The organism is Microbacterium sp. FG3, from assembly GCF_057809335.1.
Window position 1 is genome coordinate 1 of sequence record NZ_JBMDJT010000001.1, and the last position, 26,060, is coordinate 26,060.

Below are 26,060 nucleotides of genomic sequence, written 5' to 3' on the forward strand. Positions count from 1 at the left end.
CGCCGGCGCGGGAGCGCCGGCGCGAGCACGCGAGCGGCACCCGCGCAGCGGGTGCCCGAGCGGCGCAGACGCTTCTGAAAAGAAAAGCCCCGCACCCAAACGGGTGCGGGGCTTTCCCTAGCGGATCACTCCGACTTCTTGTCCTCGTCCTCGACGACGGCGTCCTCGGCTGCCTCCTCGGCGGCCTGGCCCTCCTCGGGCGACTCGGAGCCGGCCTCGGCGGAGGTGTCCTCGGCCGGAGCCTCGGTGGTCTCCTCGACCGTGGTCTCCTCGGCGGGGGTCTCCTCCGCGGGGGTCTCCTCCGCGGCGGGAGCGGCCTTCGGAGCCGACTTCTTCGCGGCGGGCTTCGACGACTTCTTCTCGACCGGCTCGAGCACGAGCTCGATCACGGCCATGGGCGCGTTGTCGCCCTTGCGGTTGCCGACCTTCGTGATGCGGGTGTAGCCGCCCTCACGCTCGGCGACCAGCGGCGCGATCTCGGTGAAGAGGACGTGCACGACTTCCTTGTCACCGATGACCGACAGCACGCGACGGCGGGCGTGCAGGTCGCCGCGCTTCGCGAACGTGATGAGGCGCTCGGCGAGCGGACGCAGGCGCTTGGCCTTCGTCTCGGTCGTCTTGATCGACTTGTGCGTGAAGAGCGACGCCGCGAGGTTGGCGAGGATCAGACGCTCGTGGGCGGGGCCGCCGCCGAGGCGGGCACCCTTGGTGGGCTTAGGCATTTCTTGTTACTCCAGGATTTTCGTCGAGTCGAAGAGGATCAGACGGTCTCGTCGTCGTAGCCGCCGTAGAAGTTGGCGCCGTCGAAGCCGGGCACCGAGTCCTTCAGCGACAGCCCGAGCGAGGTGAGCTTGTCGCGCACCTCGTCGACCGACTTCTGTCCGAAGTTGCGGATGTTCATGAGCTGCGTCTCCGAGAGCGCGACCAGCTCGCTGACCGTGTTGATCCCCTCGCGCTTGAGGCAGTTGTACGAGCGGACCGACAGGTCGAGATCCTCGATCGGCATCGAGAGCTCGTTCGAGAGCACCTCGGCGACCGGCGCGGGGCCGATCTCGATGCCCTCGGCCTCGACGTTCAGCTCGCGGGCGAGGCCGAACAGCTCGACCAGCGTGCGGCCGGCCGATGCGACGGCGTCGCGCGGGGCGATCGACGACTTGGTCTCGACGTCGAGCACGAGCTTGTCGAAGTCGGTGCGCTCACCGGCACGCGTGGCGTCCACGCGGTAGGCGACCTTCAGCACCGGCGAGTAGATCGAGTCGATCGGGATCTGGCCCGCCTCGGCGTACTCGTTGCGGTTCTGCACGGCCGACACGTAGCCGCGGCCGCGCTCGATCGTGAGCTCCAGCTCGAACTTCGCGGTGTCGTTCAGCGTGGCGATGACCAGCTCGGGGTTGTGCACCTCGACGCCCGCGGGGGCCGAGATGTCGGCCGCCGTGACCTCGCCGGCGCCGGTCTTGCGCAGGTACGCCGTGATCGGCTCGTCGCGCTCGCTCGACACCACGAGCTGCTTGATGTTGAGGATGATCTCGGTGACATCCTCCTTCACACCGGGGATCGTGCTGAACTCGTGCAGCACGCCGTCGATGCGGATGCTCGTGACGGCCGCACCCGGGATGGACGAGAGCAGGCTGCGACGCAGCGAGTTGCCGATCGTGTAGCCGAAACCGGGCTCGAGCGGCTCGATGACGAACCGGCTGCGGAACTCCGAGATCTTCTCCTCGGTGAGGGTCGGACGCTGTGCGATGAGCACTATGTGTTCCTTTCGATCAAGTGCCCGCTATATGACACTTGGTTGTTCGAGGTCTTGAGTTGTACTCGACGGGCGCGACGCCCGCGGTGGAACGACGAAGCCCCCGGAACGGTGGCGCCTCGAAAGGCGCGCACCGCTCCGGGGCGACGGGTCAGACGCGGCGGCGCTTCGGCGGACGGCAGCCGTTGTGCGCCTGCGGCGTCACGTCCTGGATCGAGCCGACCTCGAGGCCGGCGGCCTGCAGCGAGCGGATCGCGGTCTCGCGACCCGAGCCCGGGCCCTTCACGAACACGTCGACCTTCTTGACACCGTGCTCCTGCGCCTGGCGGGCGGCCGACTCCGCGGCCATGCCGGCGGCGTACGGCGTCGACTTGCGCGAGCCCTTGAAGCCCACGCCACCCGACGACGCCCAGCTGATGACGGCGCCCGACGGGTCGGTGATCGAGACGATCGTGTTGTTGAACGTCGACTTGATGTGGGCCTGGCCCAGCGCGATGTTCTTCTTCTCCTTGCGGCGCGGCTTGCGCGCAGCAGTCTTGGGGGTAGCCATTATTTAGTCTCCTGAGCCAATCCGCGCTTAGCGGGCCTTCTTCTTACCGGCGACGGTGCGCTTCGGACCCTTGCGGGTACGCGCGTTCGTCTTGGTGCGCTGACCGCGCACGGGAAGGCCGCGACGGTGACGGAGACCCTCGTACGAGCCGATCTCGACCTTGCGGCGGATGTCTGCGGCGACCTCGCGACGCAGGTCACCCTCGACCTTGTAGTTGCCCTCGATGTAGTCACGCAGCGCGACCAGCTGGTCGTCGCTGAGGTCCTTGACGCGGACGTTCTCGTCGATGCCGGTGGCAGCGAGAATCTCGTTCGAGCGGGTACGGCCCACGCCGTAGATGTACGTGAGGGCGATCACCACGCGCTTGTCGCGCGGGATGTCGACGCCGGCAAGACGTGCCATGCGACTTCTCCTGTTGTTCGGTGGAGGTGTGGAGCAGGATCGGTGCCCGGGCCTCCGCCCCGAGGTGTCCCCCGCGTGATGCGGGTTCTGATCCTGCCGGTGTGTGTTGAGTTGTGAGCCTGCGGTCCGCCGAAGCGGAAGACGTCAGCCCTGGCGCTGCTTGTGACGCGGGTTGCTCTTGCAGATGACCATCACGCGCCCGTTGCGGCGGATGACCTTGCAGTGGTCGCAGATGGGCTTGACGGAGGGGTTGACCTTCATGATGTTTCCTGTCGCTGTCTTCGTACCCCGCGGACGGGGCCGTTACTTCTCGGCCGGACTCAGCGGTAGCGGTAGACGATGCGGCCGCGGGTGAGGTCGTAGGGGCTGAGCTCCACGACCACGCGGTCCTCGGGGATGATGCGGATGTAGTTCTGCCGCATCTTTCCCGAGATCGTGGCGAGCACCTTGTGACCGTTCGTCAGCTCCACGCGGAACATCGCGTTCGGCAGCGCCTCGGACACCGTGCCCTCGATCTCGATGACACCGTCTTTAGCCATAAACTCGCTATCGCTCTCTTGCAGACCGGCCGGTCTGCGGTGGTTGGGGATCGGTGCCGGATGACACGCCGAAAAAAGGCGCAAGGCACCAAAGATCCATGGTAGACGACCCGACCGGCTTCGGCAAACCGGCGCCCACCCGATCGCGGGTCTTACTGCAGCTTCGAGACGATGTCGGCCTGGGGGTCCCAGGTCAGGCTCACGAACTCGTCGTTCAGCAGCACGGTCGGCGTGCTGATCCCCCGCGCGCCGGGGGCGACCGGCGTCTCGGGCGTCATCTTCGTGACGTAGTCCATGTACTCGCCGTCGGCGATGCACGCCTCGGCGTCGGCTGCGCCTGCCTCCGAGGCCAGGTCCGCGAGCTGCTCGTCCGTCAGCCCGTCCGTGCCCTCGCCCGGCTGATCGCGGAAGAGCGCGTCGATGAAGGGGTACACCGCGTCGGGGCTCGTCTCGGCGACGCAGTACGTCGCACCGGCCGCGCGCGTGGAGTACTGCGTGCCGTTCGACTGCGAGTCGAGGATGGCGATCGGATGCACGTTCAGGGTCACCTCGCCGTTCTCCACCAGCTCGGCCACGTCCTCGCCGTACGTCTCGTGGTAGCGCTCGCAGAACGGGCACATGAAGTCGAGGTACTCCTCGAGCACGTTCGGCCCGTCGCCGAGGGCGATGGCCCCGGTCTCCTCGTCGACGACCGCCGACGCGGGCGACTCGGCGAGCGACACGGCCTGCCGGTTCATCTGCACGACGAGCACCGCGATGACCGCGACGGCGACCACGACGGCCGCCGAGATCCAGATTGCGACCCAGTTGGTCTTGCGGGCAGCGGCCATTGTTCCTCCGTCGGTCTTGCGCGGGTTCAGTCGAGGGGCACGGGCGTGACGCCGAACGGTGCGAGGCCCTCGGCCCCGCCGTCGGGCGCGGTCAGCACCCACACTCCCCCATCATGCACGGCGACGCTGTGCTCCCAGTGAGCACCGTCCGAGCCGTCCTCCGTGGTCACGGTCCAGTCGTCGTCCTCGACGAACACCGCCTCCGACCCGGAGGTCATCATCGGCTCGACGCAGATGGCCAGGCCCGGCTTCACGCGCGCCCCGGCCTGCGGGGTGCGGTAGTGGAACAGCGTGGGCGGCTCGTGCATGCTGCGCCCGATGCCGTGCCCCACGTAGTCGCGCAGGATGCCGGCGGGCGCGCCGGACGAGAGCGGGTTCGCCTCGATGTGGTCCTGGATGGCGGCGCCGACGTCGCCGAGGTGGCGCGCGGTCGCGAGCGCGGCGATCCCCGCCCACATCGAGCCGCGCGTGACGTCGCTCAGCTCCTGCCGGCGCGCAGTGACCTCGGCGTCGCCGCCGGGCAGCACGATCGTGACGGCGGAGTCGCCGTTCCAGCCGTCCGGCGTCTCGGCGCCGCAGTCGACCGAGACGATGTCGCCCGGCTCGAGCACGCGCCCGCCGGGGATGCCGTGCACGACCTCGTCGTTCACCGACACGCAGATCGTGTGCTGGTAGCCCGGCACGAGCTGGAAGTTGGAGTGCGCCCCGCGCTCGGTGATCGCGGCCTCGGCGATCGCGTCGAGCTCGAGGGTGGTCATGCCCGGGCGGATCGCGGCGCGCACGGCCTCGAGCGCCGCGTGGGTGATGAGCCCGGGCTCGACCATGGCGCGCAGCTGCGCGGGCGTCTTGTAGGCGGAGCGGCGGAACACGTCAGGCCGCGGCGCGCGCCAGCCCGCGCGCCTCGAGCGCCGCGAAGATGCGCTCCGTGATCTCGTCGAGCGAGCCCACGCCGTCGATCCGATCCACGATGCCGCGCGGCTCGTACAGGTCGATGATCGGAGCGGTCTCCGACTCGTAGATGTCCAGGCGCCGCGCGATGACCTCGGCCGTGTCGTCCGAGCGGCCCTCCTGCTCGGCGCGCAGCGTGAGGCGCTTCAGGCTCTCGTCGCGCGGCACGTCGAGCAGGATGACGGCGTCGAGCGCCTCGCCGCGGCCCGACAGGAACTCGTCGAGGTGGCCCACCTGCGCGGTGTTGCGCGGGTAGCCGTCGAGCAGGAAGCCCTCGCGCGCGTCGTCCTGCGCGAGGCGGTCGCGCACGATCTCGCTCGTGACCTCGTCCGGCACGAGGTCGCCGGCGTCGGTGATCGCCTTCACCTTCTGGCCGAGCGGCGTGTTGTTCTTGATGTTCGCGCGGAAGATGTCGCCCGTCGAGACCACGGGGATCCCGAACGCCTCGGCGATCCGCACGCCCTGCGTGCCCTTGCCCGACCCCTGCGGGCCGACGATGAGGAGTCGTGTGGTCATCGGAGGAGTCCTTCGTAGTGGCGCTGCTGCAGCTGCGCGTCGATCTGCTTCACCGTCTCCAGGCCGACGCCCACCATGATCAGCAGCGACGCGCCGCCGAACGGGAAGTTCTGGTTCGCCTGCACGGTGGCCAGTGCGATCAGCGGGATGAGCGCGATCAGGCCGAGGTAGATCGCGCCGGGGAACGTGATGCGCGTGATCACGAAGTCGAGGTACTCGGCGGTCGGGCGGCCGGCGCGGATGCCGGGGATGAACCCGCCGTACTTCTTCATGTTGTCGGCGACGTCCACCGGGTTGAACGTGATCGCCACGTAGAAGTACGTGAACCCGATGATCAGCAGGAAGTACACGAGCATGTACAGCCAGTGGTCGCCGTTCGTGAAGTACGTGTTGATCCACGTGACCCACTCGGGCACGTTCCCCTCGGCGTCGGGCGTCGCGTTGAACTGCGCGATGAGGGCCGGGATGTACAGCAGCGACGACGCGAAGATGACCGGCACGACGCCCGCCATGTTCACCTTGATCGGGATGTACGTGTTGGTGCCGCCGTACGTGCGGCGGCCGACCATGCGCTTGGCGTACTGCACGGGCACGCGGCGCTGCGACTGCTCGACGAACACCACGAGTCCGATCAGCAGCACGCCCACGGCGAGCACGAGCAGGAAGATCTCGAAGCCCTGCGCCTGCCAGATGGCGCTCATGGCGCCGGGGAAGGTCGCGGCGATCGACGTGAAGATGAGCAGCGACATGCCGTTGCCCACGCCGCGCTCGGTGACGAGCTCGGCGAACCACATGATGAGGCCGGTGCCGGCCGTCATGCAGATGATGACGAGCAGCTGCGCCCACCACACGTCGTTCACGAGAAGCTGGTTGCACTCCGCGATGCCGGTGACGCCGAACAGCTGCCCCGTGCGGGCGACCGTGACGAGCGTGGTCGACTGCAGCAGCGCGAGCGCGATCGTGATGTAGCGCGTGTACTGCGTGAGCTTGGCCTGGCCCGACTGGCCCTCCTTGTAGAGGGTCTCGAAGTGCGGGATGACCACGCGCAGCAGCTGCACGATGATCGTCGCGGTGATGTACGGCATGACGCCGAGAGCGAAGATCGACAGCTGCAGCAGGGCACCGCCGGAGAAGAGGTTGACCAGGGAGAGCAGGCCCTCGGCGCCCGACGTCTGATCGATGCAGCTCTGGACGTTCGGGAAGTGCACGAAGGGCGCGGGCACGTGGGCACCGAGCCGGTAGAGCACGATGATCCCGATGGTGAAACCGATCTTCCGCCGCAGATCCGGCGTGCGGAAGATCCGCGCGATGGCGCTGAACAAGGGGTTGCCTCCCTGGAAACTTGCGGCCCCGCCCGCGGCGGAGCCTGCACCAGCCTAACGCAAGAGGGGCCGGGACCCTTCCGGATCCCGACCCCTCTGCGATGCGTTACTTGACGCTGCCGCCGGCGGCGACGATCTTCTGCTCTGCCGAGCCGGAGACCTTGTCGACCGACACGTTCAGCGCGACCGTGATGTCGCCGTTCCCGAGAACCTTGACCTTCTCGTTCTTGCGGACCGCGCCCTTGGCCACGAGGTCGGCGACGGTCACGTCGCCGCCCTGCGGGTAGAGCTCCGCGAGCTTGTCCAGGTTCACGACCTGGTACTCGACGCGGAACGGGTTCTTGAACCCGCGCAGCTTCGGGGTGCGCATGTGCAGCGGCATCTGGCCACCCTCGAAGCCGACGCGCACGGTGTTGCGGGCCTTCGTGCCCTTGGTACCGCGGCCGGCCGTCTTGCCCTTCGAGCCCTCACCGCGACCCTTGCGGGTCTTCGCGGTGTTGGCGCCCGGGACGGGACGGAGGTGGTGGACCTTCAGAACGCTGCCGCGCTCGGAGTTGTTCTCAGCCATCAGTCGATCTCCTCAACCTGGACGAGGTGAGCGACCGCGCGGACGTATCCGCGCGTCTGCTGGTCGTCGGGACGGACGACCGAGTCGCCGATCCGCTTGAGACCGAGCGAGCGCAGCGTGTCGCGCTGGTTCTGCTTCTCGCTCACCTTGGACTTGATCTGCGTCACCTTCAGACGCGCAGCCATCAGGCACCTACCTTCGCAGCGGCGGCGGCCTCGGCCTCCGCACGGACCAGACGCGCCGGGGCGACCTGATCGAAGTCGAGGCCACGGCGCGCGGCGACCGCGCGCGGCTCCTCGAGCTGCTTCAGGGCCTCGACGGTCGCGTGCACGATGTTGATCGTGTTCGACGAGCCGAGCGACTTCGACAGCACGTCGTGGATGCCGGCGCACTCGAGCACGGCGCGCACCGGGCCACCGGCGATGACACCGGTACCGGCGGCGGCCGGACGAAGCAGCACGACGCCCGCGGCGGCCTCACCCTGCACCGGGTGCGGGATGGTGCTGCCCACGCGGGGCACGCGGAAGAAGTTGCGCTTGGCGTCCTCGACGCCCTTCGAGATGGCCAGGGGCACCTCGCGGGCCTTGCCGTAGCCGACGCCCACGACGCCGTTGCCGTCGCCCACGACCACGAGTGCCGTGAAGCTGAAGCGGCGACCGCCCTTGACGACCTTCGAGACGCGGTTGATGGTCACCACGCGCTCGAGGAACTGGCTGTCGGCGCCGCGGCCACCGCGGTCGTTGTCACGACGACGGTTGTCGCGGCCACCGCGGCCACCACGACGGTCGTCGCGCGGCTCGGTGCCGGCGGCCTGCTCGGCCACGGCCGGAGCGGCTGCTTCGGCGGTCGCTGCCTGATCGGCGGTCACTGGGGTCTCCTTGTTGTCACTCACAGGTTCAGCCCTCCTTCGCGGGCGCCCTCGGCGATCGCGGCGACGCGACCGGCGTAGCGGTTGCCGCCGCGGTCGAACACCGCGTCGGTGATACCGGCCGACTTCGCGCGCTCGGCGAGAAGCTCGCCGACCTTGCGGGCCTTGGCCGTCTTGTCACCGTCGAGCGAGCGCAGCTCGGTCTCGAGGGTGGAGGCGCTGGCCAGCGTGTGGCCCTTGCTGTCGTCGACGAGCTGCACGAAAACGTGACGCGCCGAACGGGTCACGACCAGCCGGGGACGGACGGGCGTGCCTGCGACCTTCTTGCGAAGGCGAATGTGACGGCGCTTGCGCGCGACGGACTTCGACTTCACAGCCATGATTACTTACCAGCCTTTCCGGCCTTGCGGCGGACCTGCTCGCCCGCGTAGCGCACACCCTTGCCCTTGTAGGGCTCGGGCTTGCGGATCTTGCGGATGTTGGCGGCGACCTCGCCCACGGCCTGCTTGTCGATGCCGCTCACCGTGAGCTTGTTGTTGCCCTCGACGGTGAACGTGATGCCGGCAGGCGGCTCGACGGTCACGGGGTGCGAGAAGCCCAGGGCGAACTCGACGGCCGAGCCCTTCTGCGCCACGCGGTAACCGGTGCCGACGACCTCGAGGCCCTTCGTGTAGCCCTCGGTCACGCCGATGATGTTGTTGTTGATCAGGGTGCGCGTCAGGCCGTGCAGCGAGCGCGACTCGCGCTCGTCGTCGGGGCGGGTGACGAGAACCTGGTTCTCCTCGACCTTGACCTCGATGGGCTTGGCCACGGTGAGGGCGAGCTCGCCCTTCGGGCCCTTGACGGCCACCTGCTGCCCGTCGACCGTCACGGTGACGCCGGCGGGGATGTCGATGGGAAGACGTCCGATTCGCGACATGTCAGATCACCACACGTAGGCGAGGACTTCCCCACCCACGCCCTTCTGCTCGGCCTGGCGGTCCGTGAGGAGGCCAGACGAGGTGGACAGGATCGCGACGCCGAGTCCGCCGAGCACGCGGGGGAGCTCGTTCGACTTGGCGTACACGCGGAGGCCGGGCTTCGAGACGCGCTTGATGCCGGCGATGGAGCGCTCGCGGTTGGGACCGTACTTGAGCGTGAGCGTGAGGTTCTTGCCGACGCGCGCGTCGGTCTCCTCCCACGCGGCGATGTAACCCTCCTGCTTGAGGATCTCCGCGATGTGCGTCTTCAGCTTGCTCGACGGCAGGGTCACGGAGTCGTGGTGCGCCGAGTTCGCGTTGCGCAGCCGGGTCAGCATGTCTGCGACCGGGTCTGTCATGGTCATAAGAGTGTTCCTTTGTTCATGAGGTTTCGGCTGCCGTTACACGACAGACGACCTTCCACGACGTGAGAAATGCGATCTTCAATTGTCCGCGAGAATGCCGGGCCCGGCAAAACCGGAGCCCGGCATTCACAGCGGTTTACCCGAGACCGAGGTCTCAGGCGGCCTGCGTCGCCTTGTTGACGAAGGGGAAGCCGAGGTGGCGCAGCAGGGCGCGGCCCTCGTCGTCCGTCTTCGCCGTGGTGACGACGGTGATGTCGAAGCCGCGGACGCGATCGATCTTGTCCTGGTCGATCTCGTGGAAGATCGACTGCTCCTGCACACCGAAGGTGTAGTTGCCGTTCCCGTCGAACTGCGCGTCCGAGAGGCCGCGGAAGTCGCGGATGCGGGGCAGGGCGAGCGAGATCAGGCGGTCCAGGAACTCCCACGCGCGGTCACCGCGGAGGGTGACGTGCGCGCCGATGGCCTGGCCCTCGCGCAGCTTGAACTGCGCGATCGACTTGCGGGCCTTCGTGACGTACGGCTTCTGGCCGGTGATCTGCTCGAGGTCGCGGATGGCGCCCTCGATCACCTTGCTGTCGCGCGCGGCCTCGCCGACACCCGTGTTCACGACGACCTTGACCAGGCCGGGGGTCTGCATGACGTTCGCGTAGCCGAACTCGTCCTGCAGCTTCTGGCGGATCTCCTCGCGGTAGACCCGCTTCAGGCGCGGCTGGATCTTGCCAGCCTGCGCAGCGGTGTCCGTGCTCATTGTCAGATGTCCTTACCAGACTTCTTCGCGTAGCGAACGCGAACAGTCTTCTTGACGCCGTCCTTGACCTGCTCCTCGAGGCGGAAGCCCACGCGGGTCGGCTTCTTGGTCTCGGGGTCGACGAGCGCGACGTTCGACACGTGGATCGGGGCCTCGTAGGTCTCGATGCCACCGGTCTTGGTGCCACGCTGCGTCTGGCCGACGCGGTTGTGCTTGGTGATGAAGTTCACGCCCTCGACGACGATGCGGTTGCCGCCGTCGATGACCTCGAGGACCTTGCCCTGCTTGCCGCGGTCGCCGCCGCGGTCCTGCTTGGCGCCCGTGATGACCTGGACCAGGTCGCCCTTCTTGATGTTCGCCATGGCTTACAGCACCTCCGGGGCGAGCGAGACGATCTTCATGAACTTGCGGTCACGAAGCTCGCGGCCGACCGGTCCGAAGATGCGGGTGCCGCGGGGCTCCCCGTCGTTCTTCAGGATCACGGCGGCGTTCTCGTCGAACTTGATGTACGAGCCGTCGGGACGACGCGTCTCCTTGACAGTGCGGACGACGACCGCCTTGACGACGTCGCCCTTCTTCACGTTGCCGCCGGGGATCGCGTCCTTGACGGTGGCGACGATGGTGTCGCCCACGCCCGCGTAGCGGCGGTTCGAACCGCCGAGCACGCGGATGGTGAGCAGCTCCTTCGCGCCGGTGTTGTCGGCGACCTTGAGGCGGGATTCATTCTGAATCATGGATTACTTCGCCTTCTCGAGGATCTCGACCAGGCGCCAGTTCTTCGTGGCGCTCAGCGGACGGGTCTCGTGGATCAGAACGAGGTCGCCGATGCCGGCGCTGTTCTGCTCGTCGTGCGCCTTGAGCTTCTTCGTGCGGCGGATGACCTTGCCGTAGAGCGCGTGCTTCACGCGGTCCTCGACCTCGACGACGATCGTCTTGTCCATCTTGTCGCTCACGACGTAACCACGGGCCGACTTGCGGTAGCCGCGGGCGTCGGCGTCGCGCACGTCGTGCTCGGCGCCAGCCTTCTTCTGGGTGGCCATCACTCAGCCTCTCCTTCAGCGACAGCCGGCTCTGCGGCCTTCTTCGCCTTGCTCTTCTTGGCCTTCGCCTCGACCGGAGCGGGCGTGGCACGGATGCCCAGCTCGCGCTCACGGATGACGGTGTAGAGCCGCGCGATGTCGCGCTTCACGGCGCGGATGCGACCGTGGCTCTCGAGCTGCCCGGTGGCCGACTGGAAGCGCAGGTTGAACAGCTCCTCCTTGGCCTTGCGCAGCTCCTCGACGAGGCGCTGGTCCTCGAACGTGTCGAGCTCGCTGACGGCGAGCTCCTTGGTGCCGATCGCCATTACGCGTCGCCCTCCTCGCGCTTGATGATGCGTGCCTTGAGAGGCAGCTTGTGAATGGCACGGGTCAGGGCCTCACGAGCGAGCTGCTCGTTGACGCCCGCGACCTCGAAGAGGACGCGACCCGGCTTGACGTTCGCGACCCACCACTCCGGCGAGCCCTTACCGGAACCCATGCGGGTCTCGGCGGGCTTCTTCGTGAGCGGACGGTCGGGGTAGATGTTGATCCACACCTTGCCGCCGCGCTTGATGTGACGCGTCATGGCGATACGAGCTGCCTCGATCTGACGGTTCGTCACGTACGCGGGCGTCAAGGCCTGGATGCCGAACTCACCGAACGAGACCTTGGTGCCGCCGGTCGCCTGACCATCCCGCTTGGGGTGGTGCTGCTTGCGGTACTTGACCTTGCGGGGGATGAGCATTACGCCGAAGCTCCTTCCGCGACCTTCGGGGCAGCGTCGTCACGACGCGGGCCACGACGGCCGCCACGGTCGCGAGCGGGCTTCATGTTCGCCTGCTCACGCGCGAGTTCCTTGTTGGTGAGGTCGCCCTTGTAGATCCAGACCTTCACGCCGATGCGGCCGAAGGTGGTCTTCGCCTCGTAGAAGCCGTAGTCGATGTTCGCGCGCAGCGTGTGCAGCGGCACACGACCCTCGCGGTAGAACTCCGAGCGGCTCATCTCCGCGCCGCCGAGGCGGCCCGAGACCTGGATCCGGACGCCCTTGGCGCCGGCGCGCTGCGCACCCTGCAGGCCCTTGCGCATCGCGCGGCGGAACGCCACGCGGGCGCTCAGCTGCTCGGCGATGCCCTGGGCGACCAGCTGCGCGTCGGCCTCGGGGTTCTTCACCTCGAGGATGTTCAGCTGGATCTGCTTCTTGGTGAGCTTCTCGAGCTCGCCGCGCAGGCGCTCGGCCTCCTGACCGCGGCGGCCGATGACGATGCCCGGACGCGCGGTGTGGATGTCGACGCGCACGCGGTCGCGGGTGCGCTCGATCTCGATGCTGCTCACGCCGGCGCGGTCGAGCGTCGTCGTGAGGAGCTTGCGGATCTTGATGTCCTCGGCCACGTAGTCGGCGTACCGCTGACCCGGCTTGGTCGAGTCAGAGAACCAGCGCGAGACGTGGTCCGTGGTGATGCCGAGGCGGAAGCCGTACGGGTTGACCTTCTGGCCCATTACTTGCTCGCCTTCTTGTCAGCGCCGGCAGCGGCCGTGTCCGCGACCTCCGGCGTCGAGAGCACGACCGTGATGTGGCTCGTGCGCTTCTTGATCTGGAACGCGCGACCCTGGGCGCGGGGACGGAAGCGCTTGAGCGTCGTCCCCTCGTCCACGAAGGCGTTCGCAACGTACAGATCGCGCTGGTCCAGGTACTCGCCGTCGCGGTCGGCCTTCACCTGCGCGTTGGCCATAGCGGACTCAACGAGCTTGAAGATCGGCTCCGACGCCGCCTGCGGCGCGAACTTCAGGATGGCGAGGGCCTCTTCGGCCTGCTTGCCCTTGATGAGAGCGACGACACGACGAGCCTTCTGAGGGGTCACGCGGATGTGTCGCACGCGTGCGATGGACTCCACCATTTCTTCTCCTCTGCGTCACCGCGTCAGCGGCGACGGCCCTTCTTGTCGTCCTTCTCGTGGCCGCGGAAGGTGCGGGTGGGCGAGAACTCGCCCAGCTTGTGGCCGACCATGGCCTCGGTCACGAACACGGGGATGTGCTTGCGACCGTCGTGCACGGCGATCGTGTGGCCCAGCATGGCCGGGACGATCATCGAGCGACGCGACCAGGTCTTGATGACGTTCTTGGTACCCGCCTCGTTCTGCGAGACAACCTTGCGAAGCAGGTGCTCGTCGACGAAGGGGCCCTTCTTCAGACTGCGTGGCATCTTCTTGACTCCTACTTGCGCTTCTTACCGGCGGTGCGGCGACGCACGATGAGCTTGTCGCTTTCCTTGTTGGCGTGACGGGTACGACCCTCGGACTGGCCCCAGGGCGAGACGGGGTGACGACCACCGGACGTCTTGCCCTCACCACCACCGTGCGGGTGGTCGACCGGGTTCATGGCGACACCGCGCACGGTCGGGCGGACGCCCTTCCAGCGCTTGCGGCCGGCCTTGCCCCAGTTGATGTTCGACTGCTCGGCGTTGCCGACCTCGCCGATCGTGGCGCGGCAGCGCGCGTCGACGTTGCGGACCTCGCCCGACGGCAGACGGAGCTGCGCGTAGGGGCCGTCCTTGGCGACGAGACGCACCGAGGCGCCGGCCGAGCGAGCCATCTTCGCACCGCCGCCGGGACGGAGCTCGATCGCGTGGATCACCGTACCGGTCGGGATGTTGCGCAGCGGCAGGTTGTTGCCGGGCTTGATGTCGGCGTTCGGGCCCGACTCGACGATGTCGCCCTGCTGCAGCTTGTTCGGCGCGAGGATGTAGCGCTTCGTGCCGTCGACGAAGTGCAGCAGCGCGATGCGCGCCGTGCGGTTGGGGTCGTACTCGATGTGAGCGACCTTGGCGTTGACGCCGTCCTTGTCGTCACGACGGAAGTCGATGACGCGGTACTGGCGCTTGTGTCCACCGCCGATGTGGCGGGTGGTGATGCGGCCCTGGTTGTTGCGGCCGCCCGTCTTGGCGAGCGGACGCAGCAGCGACTTCTCCGGCGTCGACCGGGTGATCTCCGCGAAGTCGGCCACCGACGAGCCGCGACGACCGGGCGTCGTGGGCTTGTAGTTGCGAATAGCCATATTCGTTCTCTCTAATCCTTCGTGGGCGTCAGGCGACGGCCGTGAAGATGTCGATGGTGCCCGACTTGAGCGTGACGATCGCGCGCTTGGTGTCCTTGCGCTTGCCGACGCCGAAGCGGGTGCGGCGCGCCTTGCCGACGCGGTTGATCGTGTTCACCGAGGCGACCTGGACATCGAAGATCTTCTCGATCGCGAGCTTGATCTCGGTCTTGTTCGCACGGGGGTCCACGAGGAAGGTGTACTTGCCCTCGTCGATGAGCCCGTAGCTCTTCTCCGACACCACCGGCTTCAGGATGATGTCACGCGGGTCCTTCTGGACGGCGGTCATGCCGAGACCTCCTTCGTGGCGACCGTCTTGAACGCGACGAACGTGTCGAAGGCGGCCTTGGTGAAGACGATGTCGTCGGCGACGAGCACGTCGTAGGCGTTGAGCTGGTCCGGCGTGAGCACGTGCACGTTCTCGAGGTTGCGCACGCTCAGCCAGCCGTAGTCGTCCGAACGGTCGAGCACGACGAGGACCTTCTTCGACGGCGCGACCTGGGCGAGGTACTTCGCCGCGGCCTTCGTCGAGGGTGCCTCCGTGCCGAACGACTCGACCACGTGCAGGCGGCCGCCGCGCAGACGGTCGCTCAGTGCGCCCGCGAGGGCGGCGGCGATCATCTTCTTGGGGGTGCGCTGCGAGTAGTCGCGCGGCTTCGGGCCGTGGACGATGCCACCGCCGCGGTGCTCGGGCTGGCGGATCGAGCCCTGGCGCGAGCGGCCGGTGCCCTTCTGCTTGAACGGCTTGGCGCCGGTACCCGAGACCTCGCCGCGACGCTTGGTCGAGTGCGTGCCCTGGCGAGCCGCCGCGAGCTGCGCGACGACGACCTGGTGGATGAGCGGGATGTTCGTCTTGACGTCGAACACCGAGGCGGGCAGCTCGACCGAGCCGGCCTTCTTGCCGTCGGTGCCCTGGACGTCCAGAGCGAGAGTCGAGTCAGTCATCTAACTCAGGCCCCCTTCACAGCGTTGCGGACGTACACGGTGCGGCCGCGCGCGCCGGGGACGGCGCCCTTGACGAGCAGCAGACCCTTCTCGGCGTCGACGGCGTGGACCGTGAGATTGAGGACGGTCACGCGCTCCTGGCCCATACGGCCGGCCATGCGCATGCCCTTGAAGACGCGGCTCGGGGTCGACGAGGCGCCGATCGAACCGGGCTTGCGGTGGTTGCGGTGCGCACCGTGCGAGGCGCCGACGCCCTTGAAGTTGTGGCGCTTCATGACACCCGCGGTGCCCTTGCCCTTGCTCGTGCCGACGACGTCGACGAGCTGGCCGGCCTCGAAGGTCCCATCCACCGTGAGCTCCTGACCGAGTGAGTAGTCAGCGGCGTCGGCGGTGCGGATCTCCGTGAGGTGACGGCGCGGGGTGACGCCCGCGGCCTCGAAGTGGGCCGTGAGGGGCTTGTTCACCTTGCGGGGGTCGATCGCGCCCGCGGCGATCTGGATGGCGTTGTAGCCGTCCTTCTCGGGCGTGCGGACCTGGGTGACGACGTTCGGCTGGATCTCGATCACCGTGACGGGGATGAGCTTGCCGTTCTCGTTCCACACCTGGGTCATGCCGAGCTTCTTGCCGAGCAGACCCTTGGAAGTCTTCGTGTTGATGTCAGCCATGTCGAACCTCAGAGCTTGATCTCGATGTTGACGTCGGCCGGGAGGTCCAGACGCATGAGCGAGTCGACCGCCTTCGGGGTGGGGTCGACGATGTCGATGAGGCGCTTGTGCGTGCGCATCTCGAAGTGCTCGCGGCTGTCCTTGTACTTGTGGGGCGAACGGATCACGGTGACCACGTTCTTCTCCGTCGGAAGGGGCACGGGGCCCACGACCTGGGCGCCCGCGCGCGTGACCGTGTCGACGATCTTGCGCGCCGAGGAGTCGATGACCTCGTGGTCATACGACTTCAGGCGAATGCGGATCTTCTGTCCCGCCATCTATCTCTCACTCTCTTCAGCGTCGTACCTCACGGGCATTGGACGCACGTACCCTCCGGATACCCTTCGGGCCTCTGTTCACATGTCAGTCCCACGGGCGCGCGGCAAGAAACCGAGCAAGTGGGGTGTGTGATCGTTTCCCTGCCCGCGGCCCAGAACCCTGCATCCCGGATCCGGAGATCCCGTGCCGTCTGTGCACTGTCGTGACAGTGATCCCGCCGCGCATGGCGCACGCGGGAATGTGGAACCTGTCTATTCTGCCATCGCACGGGACTTTCCTGCAACCCGGGCGTGTCGCGCCGCGATCCGCGTCGTTCCGCGGCTCCCCGGCCCCCGCCCCCACCCGATCAGCCCACTCCCAGCCGGGCGATCCGCGGCGTGGGTGGGCCGGGCAGGGGTGGGGCCCGGGCGGGCGGGGTGGGCGTGGAGCCCGGGCGAGGTGAGTCCGGGCCCCGTTCCCGAGGACATCCCCGTTCCAGAGGACCGAACTCGCCCGAAACGTCCTCCCGAACCGGGATCACCTCTCGGCCGGTGGCCGCGATCCCCCGGGGCCGCCGCCTACCCGTCCAGCCGAGGCCCAGGGCCCCGTCCACGCCCCACCGTTCCTGAGGAGATCCCCGTTCCAGAGGACCGGATTCGCCCGAAACGTCCTCCCGAACCGGGATCACCTCTCGGCCCGTGGCCTCGATCCCCGGGGACCGACCGCCGCCCACCCGACCGGCCGCGGCTCGGGCGATCCCGTTCAGGTTCCGCCGCTGCCGAGGAGATCCCCGTTCCCGAGGATCGGCGGCCCCCAAGACGCCCTCCCGAACGGGGATCTCCTCTCGACCGGTGCCGATCCGGGATCCCCGGCACCGACTTCCGCCGGCCGGCCGGCAGTCCCCCTGACCGGCGGACACAAACGGCCCCGACCCACCGGCCACCGTTCCCGAGGAGATCCCCGCTCCGGAGGACCGGGCGCCCACAAAACGCCCTCGGGAACGGGGATCTCCTCTCGAGCGGTGGCGAGCCGCAACATCGGCTGCGGCTCTCTCGCCCCTGGGCCCGCTCACAGGCGGCCGATCCGGCTCGCGCGGCGATCCGCCTGTGGACAACATCCGCCGGGAGCGCCACGGGACGCAGGATCGGGACATGGATCCGGTGGAGTTCGTGCGATCGGCGGGCGGCGTCGCCCTCACGCGGCATGCGCGCGAAGCGGGCGTCGGCGATCACGCGATCCGCCGCGCCCTCGCGAGCGGCGCGCTTACGCGGCCCCGACGAGGCTGGCTCGCCGCGCCCGGGGCGGATCCGATGCTCGTCGACGCCGCGCGGGCGGGCGTCGTGATCACCTGCGTGACCCAGGCGAGGCGGCTCGGCATCTGGGCGGGCAACGACCGCACGCCGCACGCCGCCGCGCCGGCGCACTCCGGAGCCGTGCGTGCCTCCGGCTGGCGCGTGCACTGGAGCCGCCCCGTCGTGCTGCGCCAGCCCGGTCGGCTGAACGATCCGATCGAGAACGTCCTCGCTGCCGTGGCGGAGTGCCAGCCGCGGGAGCAGGCGCTCGCGACCTGGGAGGGCGCGCTGCACGCTCAGCTCGTCGACATCCACGCCCTGCGGCGGCTGCCGTGGCGCCCCGCCGCCCGCGAGGTGCTGGCTCGCGCGACGCCGTTCGCGGACTCCGGGCCGGAGACGATCATCATCCACCGTCTGAGGTGGTTGCCCGTGCGAATCGTCCAGCAGGTGTGGCTCTACGGAAGCCGCGTGGATCTTCTCATCGGCGAGCGCCTCGTCCTGCAGTTCGACGGCGGCCATCACGTCGGCGCGCAGCGCGAGCGCGACATCCGGCACGATGCGCTCCTGCGCCTGCACGGCTACACCGTCATCCGCATGGGCATCGGCCAGCTCAACGACGACTGGCCCGGCGTGCTCGATGTGATCCTCCGCGCCATCGCGCAGGGACTTCACCTGGCGCCGTCGGCCTGATCGGCCCAGCCGCCGCCCGGTTCGAGCGCCGGGACCCGGCCCACCCGGATAGAGAGGGGATCCCCGTTCCCGAGGATCCATCCCGCCCAACCCGTCCTCTCGAGCCGGGATCTCCTCGCGAGCCGTGGAGACGGGCCGAAGCCCCAGAGGATCCCCCGCCACCCGGCCGGGCCGGATCGAGAGGGGATCCCCGTTCCCGAGGATCCGTTCCGCCCTATCCGTCCTCTCAAGCCGGGATCTCCTCGCGAGCCGCGCGGCCACACCCCTGGCACGACGAAGCCCCCGGCGTCGGCGCCGGGGGCTTCGGGCGGGTCGCTACTGGTTGCCGATGCGGCCGTCGAGGTTCGCGCGAACCTCGTCGATCTTCGAGTCGGCAGAGTCCGGGAGGACCTTCTTCGCGAGATCCGAGACGCCGTCGAGCACCTTGTCGCTGATGCCCTCGGCCTGCTCGCTCTTCAGCGCGTCGTCGATCTTGTCCTTGTTCTGCTCGAACAGGCCCTTGCCCTTGTTCACGAGGTCGTCGAGACCCATGGTTCCCCCTCCAGGAGTTGTGCGCGCCCGTACCGAGAGCGCGTCCGTCTCAGCATGGCAGGCGCGCGCCGCCGCCGCCAGCGCCGTGCACCGAGCGGTCACGGGAACCGACTAGCGTAGTTGGAGGCGATCGATCGTTCCCCGCGTGCGACGGCGTCGCGCGGGACGGCTGACGAAGGAGAGCGTTGTGAGGATCTCGGTCATCGGGTGCGGTTACCTCGGTGCGGTGCACGCCGCGGCCATGGCATCGCTGGGGCACGACGTGATCGGCATCGACGTGGACGAGGCGAAGGTGGCGAAGCTCTCGGCGGGCGAGACGCCGTTCTTCGAGCCCGGACTGGCCGACATCCTGAAGGCGGGCATCGACTCCGGTCGGCTCAGCTTCTCGACGAGCTTCGCTGCGGCCGCCGACGCGCGCGTGCACTTCCTCGGCGTCGGCACGCCGCAGCGCAAGGACACCGGCGCCGCCGACCTCACCTACGTCGACGCCGCCATCGCCTCGCTGAAGCCGCATCTGGCCCCCGGATCGCTCGTGGCCGGCAAGTCGACCGTGCCGGTCGGCACGGCCGCGCGGCTGACCGAGGAGATCCGCGAGACCGGCGCGCACCTGGCGTGGAACCCCGAGTTCCTGCGTGAAGGCCATGCCGTCAGTGACACGGTGGATCCGGATCGCCTCGTGTACGGCGTCACCGAGGAGACCGGGGAGGCGGATGTGGCCCTCCTCGACGAGGTGTACGCCTCGATCCTCGCCAAGGGCACCCCGCGGCTCGTGATGAACCAGCCGACGGCCGAGCTCGTGAAGATCTCCGCGAACTCCTTCCTGGCCACCAAGATCTCGTTCATCAACGCGATGGCGGAGATCGCCGAGGTCACGGGCGCCGACGTGACGCAGCTCGCCGACGCAATCGGCTACGACGCGCGCATCGGCCGGAAGTTCCTCAACGCCGGCGTGGGCTTCGGCGGCGGCTGCCTGCCCAAGGACATCCGCGCGTTCGCCGCGCGCGCCGACGAGCTGGGGCGCGGCGAGTCGCTCGCGTTCCTGCGCGAGATCGACGAGATCAACCTGCGTCGCCGTCAGCACCTCGTCGACCTCGTGATCGACTCGTTCGACGGCCAGGTCTTCGGCCGGCGCGTCGCCGTGCTCGGCCTGGCATTCAAGCCCGACAGCGACGACATCCGCGACTCCCCCGCCCTCGACGTGGCGGTGCGCCTCAAGGGTCTTGGCGCCGACGTCGTCTCGTACGACCCGGAGGCGATGGACAACGCGAGGCGGATGCACCCGCAGCTGGCCTACGCCGACTCGCTCGACGCGGCGCTGCAGGGCGCGGAGGCCGTGACGGTCGTCACGGAGTGGCAGCAGTTCCGGTCCCTCGACCCCGCCGAGACCGCGGCGAAGGTGACGCGGCCGTTCGTGTTCGACGGGCGGAACGTGCTCGATCCCGAGGCGTGGCGCGCGGCGGGCTGGACGTACACCGGGATGGGTCGCAGCTGACGGCGACCGGCGGGAGCGCGGGCTGACGACGACCGGGGCGATGGCCACAGACGCACGACAGGCATCGGGCTACCGGCCCGACATCGAGGGGCTGCGGGCCGTCGCGGTCGCCGCGGTCGTGCTCTTCCACGCCGGCGCCACCGCCCTGCCGGGCGGCTACGTCGGCGTCGATGTGTTCTTCGTCATCTCCGGCTACCTCATCACGCGGCAGGTGGTCGACGGCACGCGGCGGGGCTCGTTCTCGTTCGTGGAGTTCTATCTGCGGCGCGTGCGGCGGCTGCTCCCGGCGGCCCTCGCGACGGCGGTCCTCACGACCGTCGCCGCCGCGGTCTTCCTGCCGCCGTTCCGGATCGCCGAGATCGCGGAGTCGGCGGCGGCGTCGGCGGTCTCGGTGGCGAACATCCACTTCTGGCTGGGATCCGGCTACTGGGCGCCCGAGTCCGAGAACCAGCCGCTGCTGCACATGTGGTCGCTCAGCGCCGAGGAGCAGTTCTACCTCGTGTGGCCGCTCCTGCTCGTGGCGCTCGTCGCCACGCGGCTGCGGCGCTTCGCCCTGCCGATCGTCGTCGCCCTCACCATCGTCTCCGTCGCCGTGACGGCGTGGGCCACGGACGAATGGCCCGAGGCGGCGTTCTACCTCACGCCTTTCCGCACCTTCGAGTTCGCCCTGGGCGCGATGTGCGTGTGGCTGGACCGCGTCGAGTGGCGGCCCACGCGCGCGGTGGGAGCGGCGCGGGCGGGAGCGTGGCTGGCCGGCATCGCGCTCATCGTGTGGGCCGTGCTCGCCTTCGACGAGGCGGGCACGGACTTCCCCGGGCTCGCGGCGCTCGTGCCGACCGTGGGCACCGCTCTCGTGATCGCGGCCCGGCGGCCGGCGATCCTCGACGGCGCCCTCAGCAACCCCGTGATGCGCTACATCGGCCTGCGCTCGTACAGCCTCTACCTCGTGCACTGGCCCGTGCTCGTCTACGCCAGGGAGCTCACGGACAGGGTGACGCTGCCGGTGACCCTCGGCCTGCTGGCGCTCATGGTGCTGCTCGCCGAGGCGATGTACCGCTTCATCGAGCGCCCCCTGCGCGTGCACGGCACGGGCGCGCGCGAGAGCGCCGCGGCCGCGTGGCGCCGGTTCGGCCGGCTCGCGGCGCCGGTGCTCGGCGTCGCCGTGGTCGTGGCCGGAGCCGGTCTCGGCACCGCGGGGTACGCCTCGTCGCCCGCCGTGTACGCGCCCGACGTGCGCCCGGTCGCCGCCCTCACGAGCGAGGAGGTCGACGACGGGCGGTTCGCCCTGTCGCGCGAGCTGTGCCGCGGGCATGACGGGCCGGTGTGCGGCGAGCCGCAGGACGGTCGGCGGAACGTGCTCGTCATCGGGGACTCCTTCGGTCCGGACGGGCTCAACGTCGCGGCGCGCATCGCCCCCGAGGCGAACTTCCTCATCGCCTCGCACCCGGGCTGCCCGCCCCTGCGCGAGATGCCCGAGTCGGACTACGTCTATGAGCAGTGCCCCGAGCTGAACGGCGAGCGCTTCGCGGAGCTCGAGCGGATGGCGCCCGAGCTCGACGTGATCGTCGTGGCGATGCGCCTCGATCCCGGCGCCGAGGAGCGATTCGGCCGGACCGTGGCGTGGCTGAGCGACCTGGGCCCCGAGGTCGTCGTGCTGGGCGCGGGCCCGCAGTTCCGCGACCCGGTGTGGCAGATCGTGCTGCGCCACAACAGCGCCGACGACCTCGGGCGCGTGCTGCACGACGAGCTCAGGATCGAGCACGATGTCGACGACGCGTACGCCCGGGTGACCGAGGCGGCCGGCGGCCGGTACCTGGAGCGCTGGGACGCGATGTGCTCGGCGGGCGAGTGCCGGCCGTCGGCGAGCGGGGACCTCGCCGACCTCATGATGTACGACTCCACGCACCTCACGGGGCCCGGCGCCGCCGCCATCGGCGACGAGCTGGCCCGCGATCCCGACGTCGTCGCGCTGTTCCGCTGATCCCCGCCTCCGCGAGCCCGCCCGCCGGCCACGCACGGCGGCCCGTCGCTCCCGAGCGCACGCACGGCCGCCCGGGAACGCGAAAGCGGGGCCGCACCCGAAGGTGCGACCCCGCCTGCGTGTAAGCGGTGCTTACTTGATGATCTTGGTCACCGTGCCGGCGCCGACGGTGCGGCCACCCTCACGGATCGCGAAGCCGAGGCCCTCCTCCATGGCGATCGGCTGGATGAGCTCGACCGTCATGTCCGTGGTGTCGCCGGGCATGACCATCTCGGTGCCCTCGGGCAGCGTGATGACGCCGGTGACGTCCGTGGTGCGGAAGTAGAACTGCGGGCGGTAGTTCGTGTAGAAGGGGTTGTGACGGCCACCCTCGTCCTTCGAGAGGATGTACGCGGTGCCCTCGAAGTTCGTGTGCGGCGTGACCGAACCCGGCTTCACGACGACCTGGCCGCGCTCGACGTCCTCGCGCTTGAGGCCGCGGAGCAGCAGACCGCAGTTCTCGCCGGCCCAGGCCTCGTCGAGCTGCTTGTGGAACATCTCGATACCCGTGACCGTGGTCTTCTGCGTCGGGCGGATGCCGACGATCTCGACCTCGGAGTTGATCGCGAGCGTGCCGCGCTCGGCGCGGCCCGTCACGACCGTGCCACGGCCGGTGATGGTGAAGACGTCCTCGATCGGCATGAGGAACGGCTTGTCCTTGTCACGCACCGGGTCGGGGATGTTCTCGTCGACCGCGTCCATCAGGTCGAGGATCGACTGCGTCCACTTCTCGTCGCCCTCGAGAGCCTTCAGGCCCGAGACGCGCACGACGGGAGCGTTGTCGCCGTCGAAGTCCTGCGACGAGAGCAGCTCACGGACCTCGAGCTCGACGAGCTCCAGGATCTCCTCGTCGTCGACCATGTCGGCCTTGTTCAGCGCGACGAGCAGGTAGGGCACGCCGACCTGCTTGGCGAGCAGCACGTGCTCACGCGTCTGGGCCATGGGACCGTCGGTCGCCGCGACCACGAGGATCGCGCCGTCCATCTGCGCGGCACCCGTGATCATGTTCTTGATGTAGTCGGCGTGACCCGGGGCGTCGACGTGCGCGTAGTGGCGCTTGGGCGTCTCGTACTCGACGTGCGAGATGTTGATCGTGATGCCGCGCTGACGCTCCTCGGGGGCCGAGTCGATCGAGCCGAAGTCGCGCACGACGTTCACGTCCGACGGGTACTTGTCCGCGAGCACCTTCGAGATCGCGGCGGTGAGCGTCGTCTTGCCGTGGTCGACGTGACCGATCGTTCCGATGTTCACGTGCGGCTTGGTCCGCTCGAACTTGGCCTTAGCCACTGGGTCCTCCTCAGGACGGTCGTTGTCACAGCGCCGGGCACCGGTTTGCGACCGGCCTGCAACGGGGATGGTTCTCAGTCTAGTAGAGAGATTCTGTGTGTTGTTTGGGGGGGGGGGGGGGGGGGGGGGGCGCCCCCGCCGAACCGTGGGGGCTCGGGCGCGTTACTCGCCCTTGCCCTTCTGGATGATCTCGTCGGCCACGGCCTTGGGGACCTCGGCGTAGCTGTCGAACTCCATCGAGTAGACGGCGCGGCCCGAGGTCTTCGAGCGCAGGTCGCCGATGTAGCCGAACATGCTCGACAGCGGCACGAGGGCCTTGACGACCTTGACGCCCTGGGCGTCCTCCATCGACTGCACCTGACCGCGGCGCGAGTTCAGGTCGCCGATGACGTCGCCCATGTACTCCTCGGGCGTGCGGACCTCGACGGCCATGAGCGGCTCGAGGAGGACCGGGTTCGCCTTGCGGACGGCCTCCTTGAAGCCCATCGAACCGGCGATCTTGAACGCCATCTCCGACGAGTCGACGTCGTGCGAGGCGCCGTCGACCAGGGTGGCCTTCACGCCCACCATGGGGTAGCCGGCGAGCACGCCGACGTTCATGGCGTCCTGGAAGCCCTGGTTGGTCGGCTCGATGTACTCGCGCGGGATGCGCCCACCGGTGACCTCGTTGACGAACTCGTAGGTCTTGTCCGCCGTGACCTCGAGGGGCTCCAGCTTGAACTGGATCTTGGCGAACTGACCCGATCCACCCGTCTGCTTCTTGTGGGTGTAGTCGTGGCGCTCGACGACCTTGCGGATCGTCTCGCGGTACGCGACCTGCGGCTTGCCGACGTTCGCCTCGACCTTGAACTCGCGCTTCATGCGGTCCACGAGGATGTCGAGGTGCAGCTCGCCCATGCCCTTGACGGTGGTCTGACCGGTCTCGGGGTTGTTCTCGACGCGGAACGTCGGGTCCTCCTCCGCGAGCTTCTGGATCGCGAGACCCAGCTTCTCCTGGTCGGCCTTCGTCTTGGGCTCGATCGCGACCTCGATGACCGGCTCCGGGAACGTCATCGACTCGAGCACGACCTGGTGGTCGGGGTTCGAGAGCGTGTCGCCCGTCGTCGTGTCCTTGAGGCCGATGACCGCGTAGATGTGACCGGCGGTGACCGAGTCGACCGGGTTCTCCTTGTTGGCGTGCATCTGGAAGATCTTCCCGATGCGCTCCTTCTTGCCCTTGGTCGAGTTCACGACCTGCGCGCCCGAGTCGAGGTGACCCGAGTACACGCGGATGTAGGTGAGGCGGCCGAAGAAGGGGTGCGAGACGACCTTGAACGCGAGGGCCGCGAAGGGCTCCTCGGCGCTCGCGTGACGCTCGATGATCTTCTCCTCGTCCTTCGGGTCGTGCGCCTCGATGGCGGGCACGTCCAGGGGCGAGGGGAGGTAGTCGACGACCGCGTCGAGCATGGGCTGCACGCCGCGGTTCTTGAACGCCGAGCCGCAGAGCACGGGGTACGCGTCGCCCGCGATCGTGAGCTTGCGGATGCCGCTCTTGATCTCGTCGATCGTGAGCTCCTCGCCGCCGAAGTACTTCTCGAGCAGCGCGTCGTCGGTCTCGGCGACGGCCTCGAGCAGCTTGGTGCGGTACTCGGCAGCACGGTCGGCGAGCTCGGCCGGGATCTCGGTCGTCTCGTACTTGGCGCCCATGGTCACGTCGCCCTTGGCGTCGCCGGGCCACACCTTGGCGTTCATCTCGACGAGGTCGATCACGCCGACGAAGTCGTTCTCGGCGCCGATCGGCAGCTGGAGGACCAGCGGCGTCGCCTTCAGGCGGTTGATGATGGTGTCGACCGTGAAGTAGAAGTCGGCGCCCAGCTTGTCCATCTTGTTGACGAAGCAGATGCGGGGCACGTTGTACTTGTCGGCCTGGCGCCACACCGTCTCGGACTGCGGCTCCACCCCCTCCTTGCCGTCGAAGACCGCGACGGCGCCGTCGAGCACGCGAAGCGAGCGCTCGACCTCGACCGTGAAGTCCACGTGACCGGGGGTGTCGATGATGTTGATCTGGTTCTTGTCCCAGAAGCACGTCACAGCAGCGGACGTGATCGTGATGCCACGCTCCTGCTCCTGCTCCATCCAGTCGGTCGTCGCGCCACCGTCGTGGGTCTCGCCGATCTTGTGGTTGACGCCCGTGTAGAACAGGATGCGCTCGGTCGTCGTCGTCTTGCCGGCATCGATGTGCGCCATGATGCCGATGTTGCGGACCTTCTTGAGGTCGGTGAGCACTTCCTGTGCCACGGGCGTTTCCTTACGTTGTCGCAGGTGAATCTGAGAGCCGGTTCCGGATGACCGACGTTCCGATCATCCGGAACCGGCGTGAATAGCTGG

The 26,060-nt window shown here is 68.6% G+C and carries 36 protein-coding genes; 3 read left to right on the forward strand and 33 right to left on the reverse strand.

Annotated features, from left to right (window positions below):
- Positions 1–125 precede the first annotated feature (125 nt).
- The 30 genes from rplQ to rpsJ all read right to left on the reverse strand — a co-directional run bounded on the left by rplQ (position 126) and on the right by rpsJ (position 16,401).
- Positions 126–722 (reverse strand): 50S ribosomal protein L17, encoded by a 597-nt coding sequence (gene rplQ / locus ACODR5_RS00005; protein WP_460816967.1) that lies wholly within the window; start codon positions 720–722, stop codon positions 126–128.
- Between the two features lie 38 nt (positions 723–760).
- Entirely contained in the window at positions 761–1,750 is a 990-nt protein-coding gene (locus tag ACODR5_RS00010; protein WP_449854606.1) for a DNA-directed RNA polymerase subunit alpha, read from the reverse strand.
- 151 nt (positions 1,751–1,901) lie between these two features.
- Entirely contained in the window at positions 1,902–2,300 is a 399-nt protein-coding gene (rpsK, locus tag ACODR5_RS00015) for a 30S ribosomal protein S11 (RefSeq protein WP_261167082.1), read from the reverse strand.
- A gap of 27 nt (positions 2,301–2,327) precedes the next feature.
- Entirely contained in the window at positions 2,328–2,702 is a 375-nt protein-coding gene (gene rpsM, locus ACODR5_RS00020) for a 30S ribosomal protein S13 (RefSeq protein WP_449854605.1), read from the reverse strand.
- A gap of 144 nt (positions 2,703–2,846) precedes the next feature.
- Positions 2,847–2,963: a 50S ribosomal protein L36 gene (gene rpmJ, locus ACODR5_RS00025; protein ID WP_055821300.1), complete on the reverse strand. Its 117-nt coding sequence runs from the start codon at positions 2,961–2,963 to the stop codon at positions 2,847–2,849.
- Positions 2,964–3,022: 59 nt separating this feature from the next.
- Positions 3,023–3,241, reverse strand: coding sequence for a translation initiation factor IF-1 (gene infA / locus ACODR5_RS00030; protein ID WP_029151296.1), 219 nt, complete (start codon positions 3,239–3,241; stop codon positions 3,023–3,025).
- 152 nt (positions 3,242–3,393) lie between these two features.
- Positions 3,394–4,071 (reverse strand): DsbA family protein, encoded by a 678-nt coding sequence (locus ACODR5_RS00035; RefSeq protein WP_488982354.1) that lies wholly within the window; start codon positions 4,069–4,071, stop codon positions 3,394–3,396.
- Positions 4,072–4,097: 26 nt separating this feature from the next.
- On the reverse strand, positions 4,098–4,940 hold the full coding sequence (gene map, locus ACODR5_RS00040; protein WP_488982355.1) for a type I methionyl aminopeptidase: 843 nt from the start codon (positions 4,938–4,940) through the stop codon (positions 4,098–4,100).
- A gap of 1 nt (position 4,941) precedes the next feature.
- Positions 4,942–5,535: an adenylate kinase gene (locus ACODR5_RS00045; RefSeq protein WP_460816974.1), complete on the reverse strand. Its 594-nt coding sequence runs from the start codon at positions 5,533–5,535 to the stop codon at positions 4,942–4,944.
- The gene (gene secY / locus ACODR5_RS00050) at positions 5,532–6,857 is read right to left on the reverse strand and encodes a preprotein translocase subunit SecY (protein ID WP_449854601.1); all 1,326 of its coding nucleotides are present in this window, start codon (positions 6,855–6,857) and stop codon (positions 5,532–5,534) included. The genes ACODR5_RS00045 and secY overlap by 4 nt, the downstream gene beginning before the upstream one ends.
- A gap of 106 nt (positions 6,858–6,963) precedes the next feature.
- Complete coding sequence (rplO, locus tag ACODR5_RS00055; protein WP_449854600.1) at positions 6,964–7,425, reverse strand: 50S ribosomal protein L15; 462 nt, start codon at positions 7,423–7,425, stop codon at positions 6,964–6,966.
- Complete coding sequence (gene rpmD / locus ACODR5_RS00060; RefSeq protein WP_449854599.1) at positions 7,425–7,610, reverse strand: 50S ribosomal protein L30; 186 nt, start codon at positions 7,608–7,610, stop codon at positions 7,425–7,427. The genes rplO and rpmD overlap by 1 nt, the downstream gene beginning before the upstream one ends.
- Entirely contained in the window at positions 7,610–8,317 is a 708-nt protein-coding gene (rpsE, locus tag ACODR5_RS00065; protein WP_449854598.1) for a 30S ribosomal protein S5, read from the reverse strand. The genes rpmD and rpsE overlap by 1 nt, the downstream gene beginning before the upstream one ends.
- Positions 8,314–8,673: a 50S ribosomal protein L18 gene (rplR, locus tag ACODR5_RS00070; protein ID WP_449854597.1), complete on the reverse strand. Its 360-nt coding sequence runs from the start codon at positions 8,671–8,673 to the stop codon at positions 8,314–8,316. Before rplR ends, rpsE begins: the two co-directional genes overlap by 4 nt.
- A gap of 2 nt (positions 8,674–8,675) precedes the next feature.
- A complete protein-coding gene (gene rplF / locus ACODR5_RS00075; protein WP_449854596.1) occupies positions 8,676–9,212 on the reverse strand; it encodes a 50S ribosomal protein L6 in 537 nt (178 codons plus the stop codon).
- Positions 9,213–9,218: 6 nt separating this feature from the next.
- Positions 9,219–9,617 (reverse strand): 30S ribosomal protein S8, encoded by a 399-nt coding sequence (rpsH, locus tag ACODR5_RS00080; protein ID WP_449854595.1) that lies wholly within the window; start codon positions 9,615–9,617, stop codon positions 9,219–9,221.
- 154 nt (positions 9,618–9,771) lie between these two features.
- The gene (rplE, locus tag ACODR5_RS00085) at positions 9,772–10,365 is read right to left on the reverse strand and encodes a 50S ribosomal protein L5 (protein ID WP_488982356.1); all 594 of its coding nucleotides are present in this window, start codon (positions 10,363–10,365) and stop codon (positions 9,772–9,774) included.
- Positions 10,366–10,367: 2 nt separating this feature from the next.
- A complete protein-coding gene (rplX, locus tag ACODR5_RS00090) occupies positions 10,368–10,727 on the reverse strand; it encodes a 50S ribosomal protein L24 (protein ID WP_449854593.1) in 360 nt (119 codons plus the stop codon).
- 3 nt (positions 10,728–10,730) lie between these two features.
- Complete coding sequence (rplN, locus tag ACODR5_RS00095; RefSeq protein ID WP_449854592.1) at positions 10,731–11,099, reverse strand: 50S ribosomal protein L14; 369 nt, start codon at positions 11,097–11,099, stop codon at positions 10,731–10,733.
- A gap of 3 nt (positions 11,100–11,102) precedes the next feature.
- Complete coding sequence (rpsQ, locus tag ACODR5_RS00100) at positions 11,103–11,405, reverse strand: 30S ribosomal protein S17 (RefSeq protein ID WP_449854591.1); 303 nt, start codon at positions 11,403–11,405, stop codon at positions 11,103–11,105.
- Positions 11,405–11,710 (reverse strand): 50S ribosomal protein L29, encoded by a 306-nt coding sequence (rpmC, locus tag ACODR5_RS00105; protein WP_449854590.1) that lies wholly within the window; start codon positions 11,708–11,710, stop codon positions 11,405–11,407. The genes rpsQ and rpmC overlap by 1 nt, the downstream gene beginning before the upstream one ends.
- Positions 11,710–12,129, reverse strand: coding sequence for a 50S ribosomal protein L16 (rplP, locus tag ACODR5_RS00110; protein ID WP_197220281.1), 420 nt, complete (start codon positions 12,127–12,129; stop codon positions 11,710–11,712). The genes rpmC and rplP overlap by 1 nt, the downstream gene beginning before the upstream one ends.
- The gene (gene rpsC / locus ACODR5_RS00115) at positions 12,129–12,881 is read right to left on the reverse strand and encodes a 30S ribosomal protein S3 (RefSeq protein ID WP_261167064.1); all 753 of its coding nucleotides are present in this window, start codon (positions 12,879–12,881) and stop codon (positions 12,129–12,131) included. Before rpsC ends, rplP begins: the two co-directional genes overlap by 1 nt.
- Positions 12,881–13,279, reverse strand: a complete 399-nt coding sequence (gene rplV, locus ACODR5_RS00120; RefSeq protein ID WP_449854589.1) for a 50S ribosomal protein L22 — start codon at positions 13,277–13,279, stop codon at positions 12,881–12,883. Before rplV ends, rpsC begins: the two co-directional genes overlap by 1 nt.
- A 23-nt stretch (positions 13,280–13,302) precedes the next feature.
- Complete coding sequence (gene rpsS / locus ACODR5_RS00125; RefSeq protein WP_067024749.1) at positions 13,303–13,584, reverse strand: 30S ribosomal protein S19; 282 nt, start codon at positions 13,582–13,584, stop codon at positions 13,303–13,305.
- Positions 13,585–13,595: 11 nt separating this feature from the next.
- Positions 13,596–14,435: a 50S ribosomal protein L2 gene (rplB, locus tag ACODR5_RS00130; RefSeq protein ID WP_449854588.1), complete on the reverse strand. Its 840-nt coding sequence runs from the start codon at positions 14,433–14,435 to the stop codon at positions 13,596–13,598.
- Positions 14,436–14,463: 28 nt separating this feature from the next.
- Positions 14,464–14,763: a 50S ribosomal protein L23 gene (rplW, locus tag ACODR5_RS00135; RefSeq protein WP_488982357.1), complete on the reverse strand. Its 300-nt coding sequence runs from the start codon at positions 14,761–14,763 to the stop codon at positions 14,464–14,466.
- Positions 14,760–15,419 (reverse strand): 50S ribosomal protein L4, encoded by a 660-nt coding sequence (gene rplD, locus ACODR5_RS00140; protein ID WP_449854586.1) that lies wholly within the window; start codon positions 15,417–15,419, stop codon positions 14,760–14,762. The genes rplW and rplD overlap by 4 nt, the downstream gene beginning before the upstream one ends.
- Positions 15,420–15,424: 5 nt before the next feature.
- Positions 15,425–16,084, reverse strand: a complete 660-nt coding sequence (gene rplC / locus ACODR5_RS00145; RefSeq protein WP_449854585.1) for a 50S ribosomal protein L3 — start codon at positions 16,082–16,084, stop codon at positions 15,425–15,427.
- Between the two features lie 8 nt (positions 16,085–16,092).
- Positions 16,093–16,401: a 30S ribosomal protein S10 gene (gene rpsJ / locus ACODR5_RS00150; RefSeq protein WP_449854584.1), complete on the reverse strand. Its 309-nt coding sequence runs from the start codon at positions 16,399–16,401 to the stop codon at positions 16,093–16,095.
- A gap of 1,131 nt (positions 16,402–17,532) precedes the next feature.
- On the opposite strand from rpsJ, the gene ACODR5_RS00155 reads away from it, so the two are divergent.
- Positions 17,533–18,363 (forward strand): DUF559 domain-containing protein, encoded by an 831-nt coding sequence (locus tag ACODR5_RS00155; protein WP_488982358.1) that lies wholly within the window; start codon positions 17,533–17,535, stop codon positions 18,361–18,363.
- A 315-nt stretch (positions 18,364–18,678) separates the two neighbouring features.
- Here ACODR5_RS00155 and ACODR5_RS00160 read toward each other — a convergent pair whose 3' ends face one another.
- The gene (locus ACODR5_RS00160; RefSeq protein WP_449854582.1) at positions 18,679–18,894 is read right to left on the reverse strand and encodes a hypothetical protein; all 216 of its coding nucleotides are present in this window, start codon (positions 18,892–18,894) and stop codon (positions 18,679–18,681) included.
- Between the two features lie 187 nt (positions 18,895–19,081).
- Between ACODR5_RS00160 and ACODR5_RS00165 the strand changes: the two genes are divergently transcribed.
- Both ACODR5_RS00165 and ACODR5_RS00170 read left to right on the forward strand, forming a co-directional pair.
- On the forward strand, positions 19,082–20,386 hold the full coding sequence (locus ACODR5_RS00165) for a UDP-glucose dehydrogenase family protein (RefSeq protein ID WP_488982359.1): 1,305 nt from the start codon (positions 19,082–19,084) through the stop codon (positions 20,384–20,386).
- A gap of 40 nt (positions 20,387–20,426) precedes the next feature.
- The gene (locus ACODR5_RS00170) at positions 20,427–22,367 is read left to right on the forward strand and encodes an acyltransferase family protein (RefSeq protein WP_488982360.1); all 1,941 of its coding nucleotides are present in this window, start codon (positions 20,427–20,429) and stop codon (positions 22,365–22,367) included.
- 132 nt (positions 22,368–22,499) lie between these two features.
- Here ACODR5_RS00170 and tuf read toward each other — a convergent pair whose 3' ends face one another.
- On the reverse strand, positions 22,500–23,693 hold the full coding sequence (gene tuf, locus ACODR5_RS00175; RefSeq protein ID WP_449854579.1) for an elongation factor Tu: 1,194 nt from the start codon (positions 23,691–23,693) through the stop codon (positions 22,500–22,502).
- A gap of 162 nt (positions 23,694–23,855) precedes the next feature.
- Positions 23,856–25,970, reverse strand: coding sequence for an elongation factor G (fusA, locus tag ACODR5_RS00180; protein WP_488982361.1), 2,115 nt, complete (start codon positions 25,968–25,970; stop codon positions 23,856–23,858).
- Between the last annotated feature and the right edge of the window lie 90 nt (positions 25,971–26,060).

Bases quoted from the DNA above. Each gene is read 5' to 3' on its own strand.
- rpmD (WP_449854599.1), bottom strand. From the start codon at position 7,610: ATGGCTGCGCGTCTGAAGGTGACGCAGATCAAGTCCAAGGTGAGCGAG.
- rplE (WP_488982356.1), bottom strand. From the start codon at position 10,365: ATGAGCACGGACACCGCTGCGCAGGCTGGCAAGATCCAGCCGCGCCTG.
- ACODR5_RS00035 (WP_488982354.1), bottom strand. From the start codon at position 4,071: ATGGCCGCTGCCCGCAAGACCAACTGGGTCGCAATCTGGATCTCGGCG.
- ACODR5_RS00160 (WP_449854582.1), bottom strand. From the start codon at position 18,894: ATGGGTCTCGACGACCTCGTGAACAAGGGCAAGGGCCTGTTCGAGCAG.
- rplB (WP_449854588.1), bottom strand. From the start codon at position 14,435: ATGGCTATTCGCAACTACAAGCCCACGACGCCCGGTCGTCGCGGCTCG.
- rpsJ (WP_449854584.1), bottom strand. From the start codon at position 16,401: ATGGCGGGACAGAAGATCCGCATTCGCCTGAAGTCGTATGACCACGAG.
- rplP (WP_197220281.1), bottom strand. From the start codon at position 12,129: ATGCTCATCCCCCGCAAGGTCAAGTACCGCAAGCAGCACCACCCCAAG.
- rpsK (WP_261167082.1), bottom strand. From the start codon at position 2,300: ATGGCTACCCCCAAGACTGCTGCGCGCAAGCCGCGCCGCAAGGAGAAG.
- rplQ (WP_460816967.1), bottom strand. From the start codon at position 722: ATGCCTAAGCCCACCAAGGGTGCCCGCCTCGGCGGCGGCCCCGCCCAC.
- rplN (WP_449854592.1), bottom strand. From the start codon at position 11,099: ATGATTCAGAATGAATCCCGCCTCAAGGTCGCCGACAACACCGGCGCG.
- rpsS (WP_067024749.1), bottom strand. From the start codon at position 13,584: ATGCCACGCAGTCTGAAGAAGGGCCCCTTCGTCGACGAGCACCTGCTT.
- rpmC (WP_449854590.1), bottom strand. From the start codon at position 11,710: ATGGCGATCGGCACCAAGGAGCTCGCCGTCAGCGAGCTCGACACGTTC.
- rplO (WP_449854600.1), bottom strand. From the start codon at position 7,425: ATGGCTGAGAACAACTCCGAGCGCGGCAGCGTTCTGAAGGTCCACCAC.
- rpsH (WP_449854595.1), bottom strand. From the start codon at position 9,617: ATGACCATGACAGACCCGGTCGCAGACATGCTGACCCGGCTGCGCAAC.
- rpsQ (WP_449854591.1), bottom strand. From the start codon at position 11,405: ATGGCCACCCAGAAGAAGGCTGGCGCCGAGCACGACGTGCGCGACGCC.
- rplV (WP_449854589.1), bottom strand. From the start codon at position 13,279: ATGGTGGAGTCCATCGCACGCGTGCGACACATCCGCGTGACCCCTCAG.
- ACODR5_RS00170 (WP_488982360.1), top strand. From the start codon at position 20,427: ATGGCCACAGACGCACGACAGGCATCGGGCTACCGGCCCGACATCGAG.
- rpsM (WP_449854605.1), bottom strand. From the start codon at position 2,702: ATGGCACGTCTTGCCGGCGTCGACATCCCGCGCGACAAGCGCGTGGTG.
- rplX (WP_449854593.1), bottom strand. From the start codon at position 10,727: ATGGCGAACATCAAGAAGGGCGACCTGGTCCAGGTCATCACGGGCGCC.
- rplF (WP_449854596.1), bottom strand. From the start codon at position 9,212: ATGTCGCGAATCGGACGTCTTCCCATCGACATCCCCGCCGGCGTCACC.
- rplW (WP_488982357.1), bottom strand. From the start codon at position 14,763: ATGACCGCCGTCCAGAAGGACCCGCGTGACATCATCCTGAAGCCGGTG.
- ACODR5_RS00155 (WP_488982358.1), top strand. From the start codon at position 17,533: ATGGATCCGGTGGAGTTCGTGCGATCGGCGGGCGGCGTCGCCCTCACG.
- rplC (WP_449854585.1), bottom strand. From the start codon at position 16,084: ATGGCTGACATCAACACGAAGACTTCCAAGGGTCTGCTCGGCAAGAAG.
- ACODR5_RS00045 (WP_460816974.1), bottom strand. From the start codon at position 5,535: ATGACCACACGACTCCTCATCGTCGGCCCGCAGGGGTCGGGCAAGGGC.
- rpsC (WP_261167064.1), bottom strand. From the start codon at position 12,881: ATGGGCCAGAAGGTCAACCCGTACGGCTTCCGCCTCGGCATCACCACG.
- infA (WP_029151296.1), bottom strand. From the start codon at position 3,241: ATGGCTAAAGACGGTGTCATCGAGATCGAGGGCACGGTGTCCGAGGCG.
- rplR (WP_449854597.1), bottom strand. From the start codon at position 8,673: ATGGCTGTGAAGTCGAAGTCCGTCGCGCGCAAGCGCCGTCACATTCGC.
- rpmJ (WP_055821300.1), bottom strand. From the start codon at position 2,963: ATGAAGGTCAACCCCTCCGTCAAGCCCATCTGCGACCACTGCAAGGTC.
- rplD (WP_449854586.1), bottom strand. From the start codon at position 15,419: ATGACTGACTCGACTCTCGCTCTGGACGTCCAGGGCACCGACGGCAAG.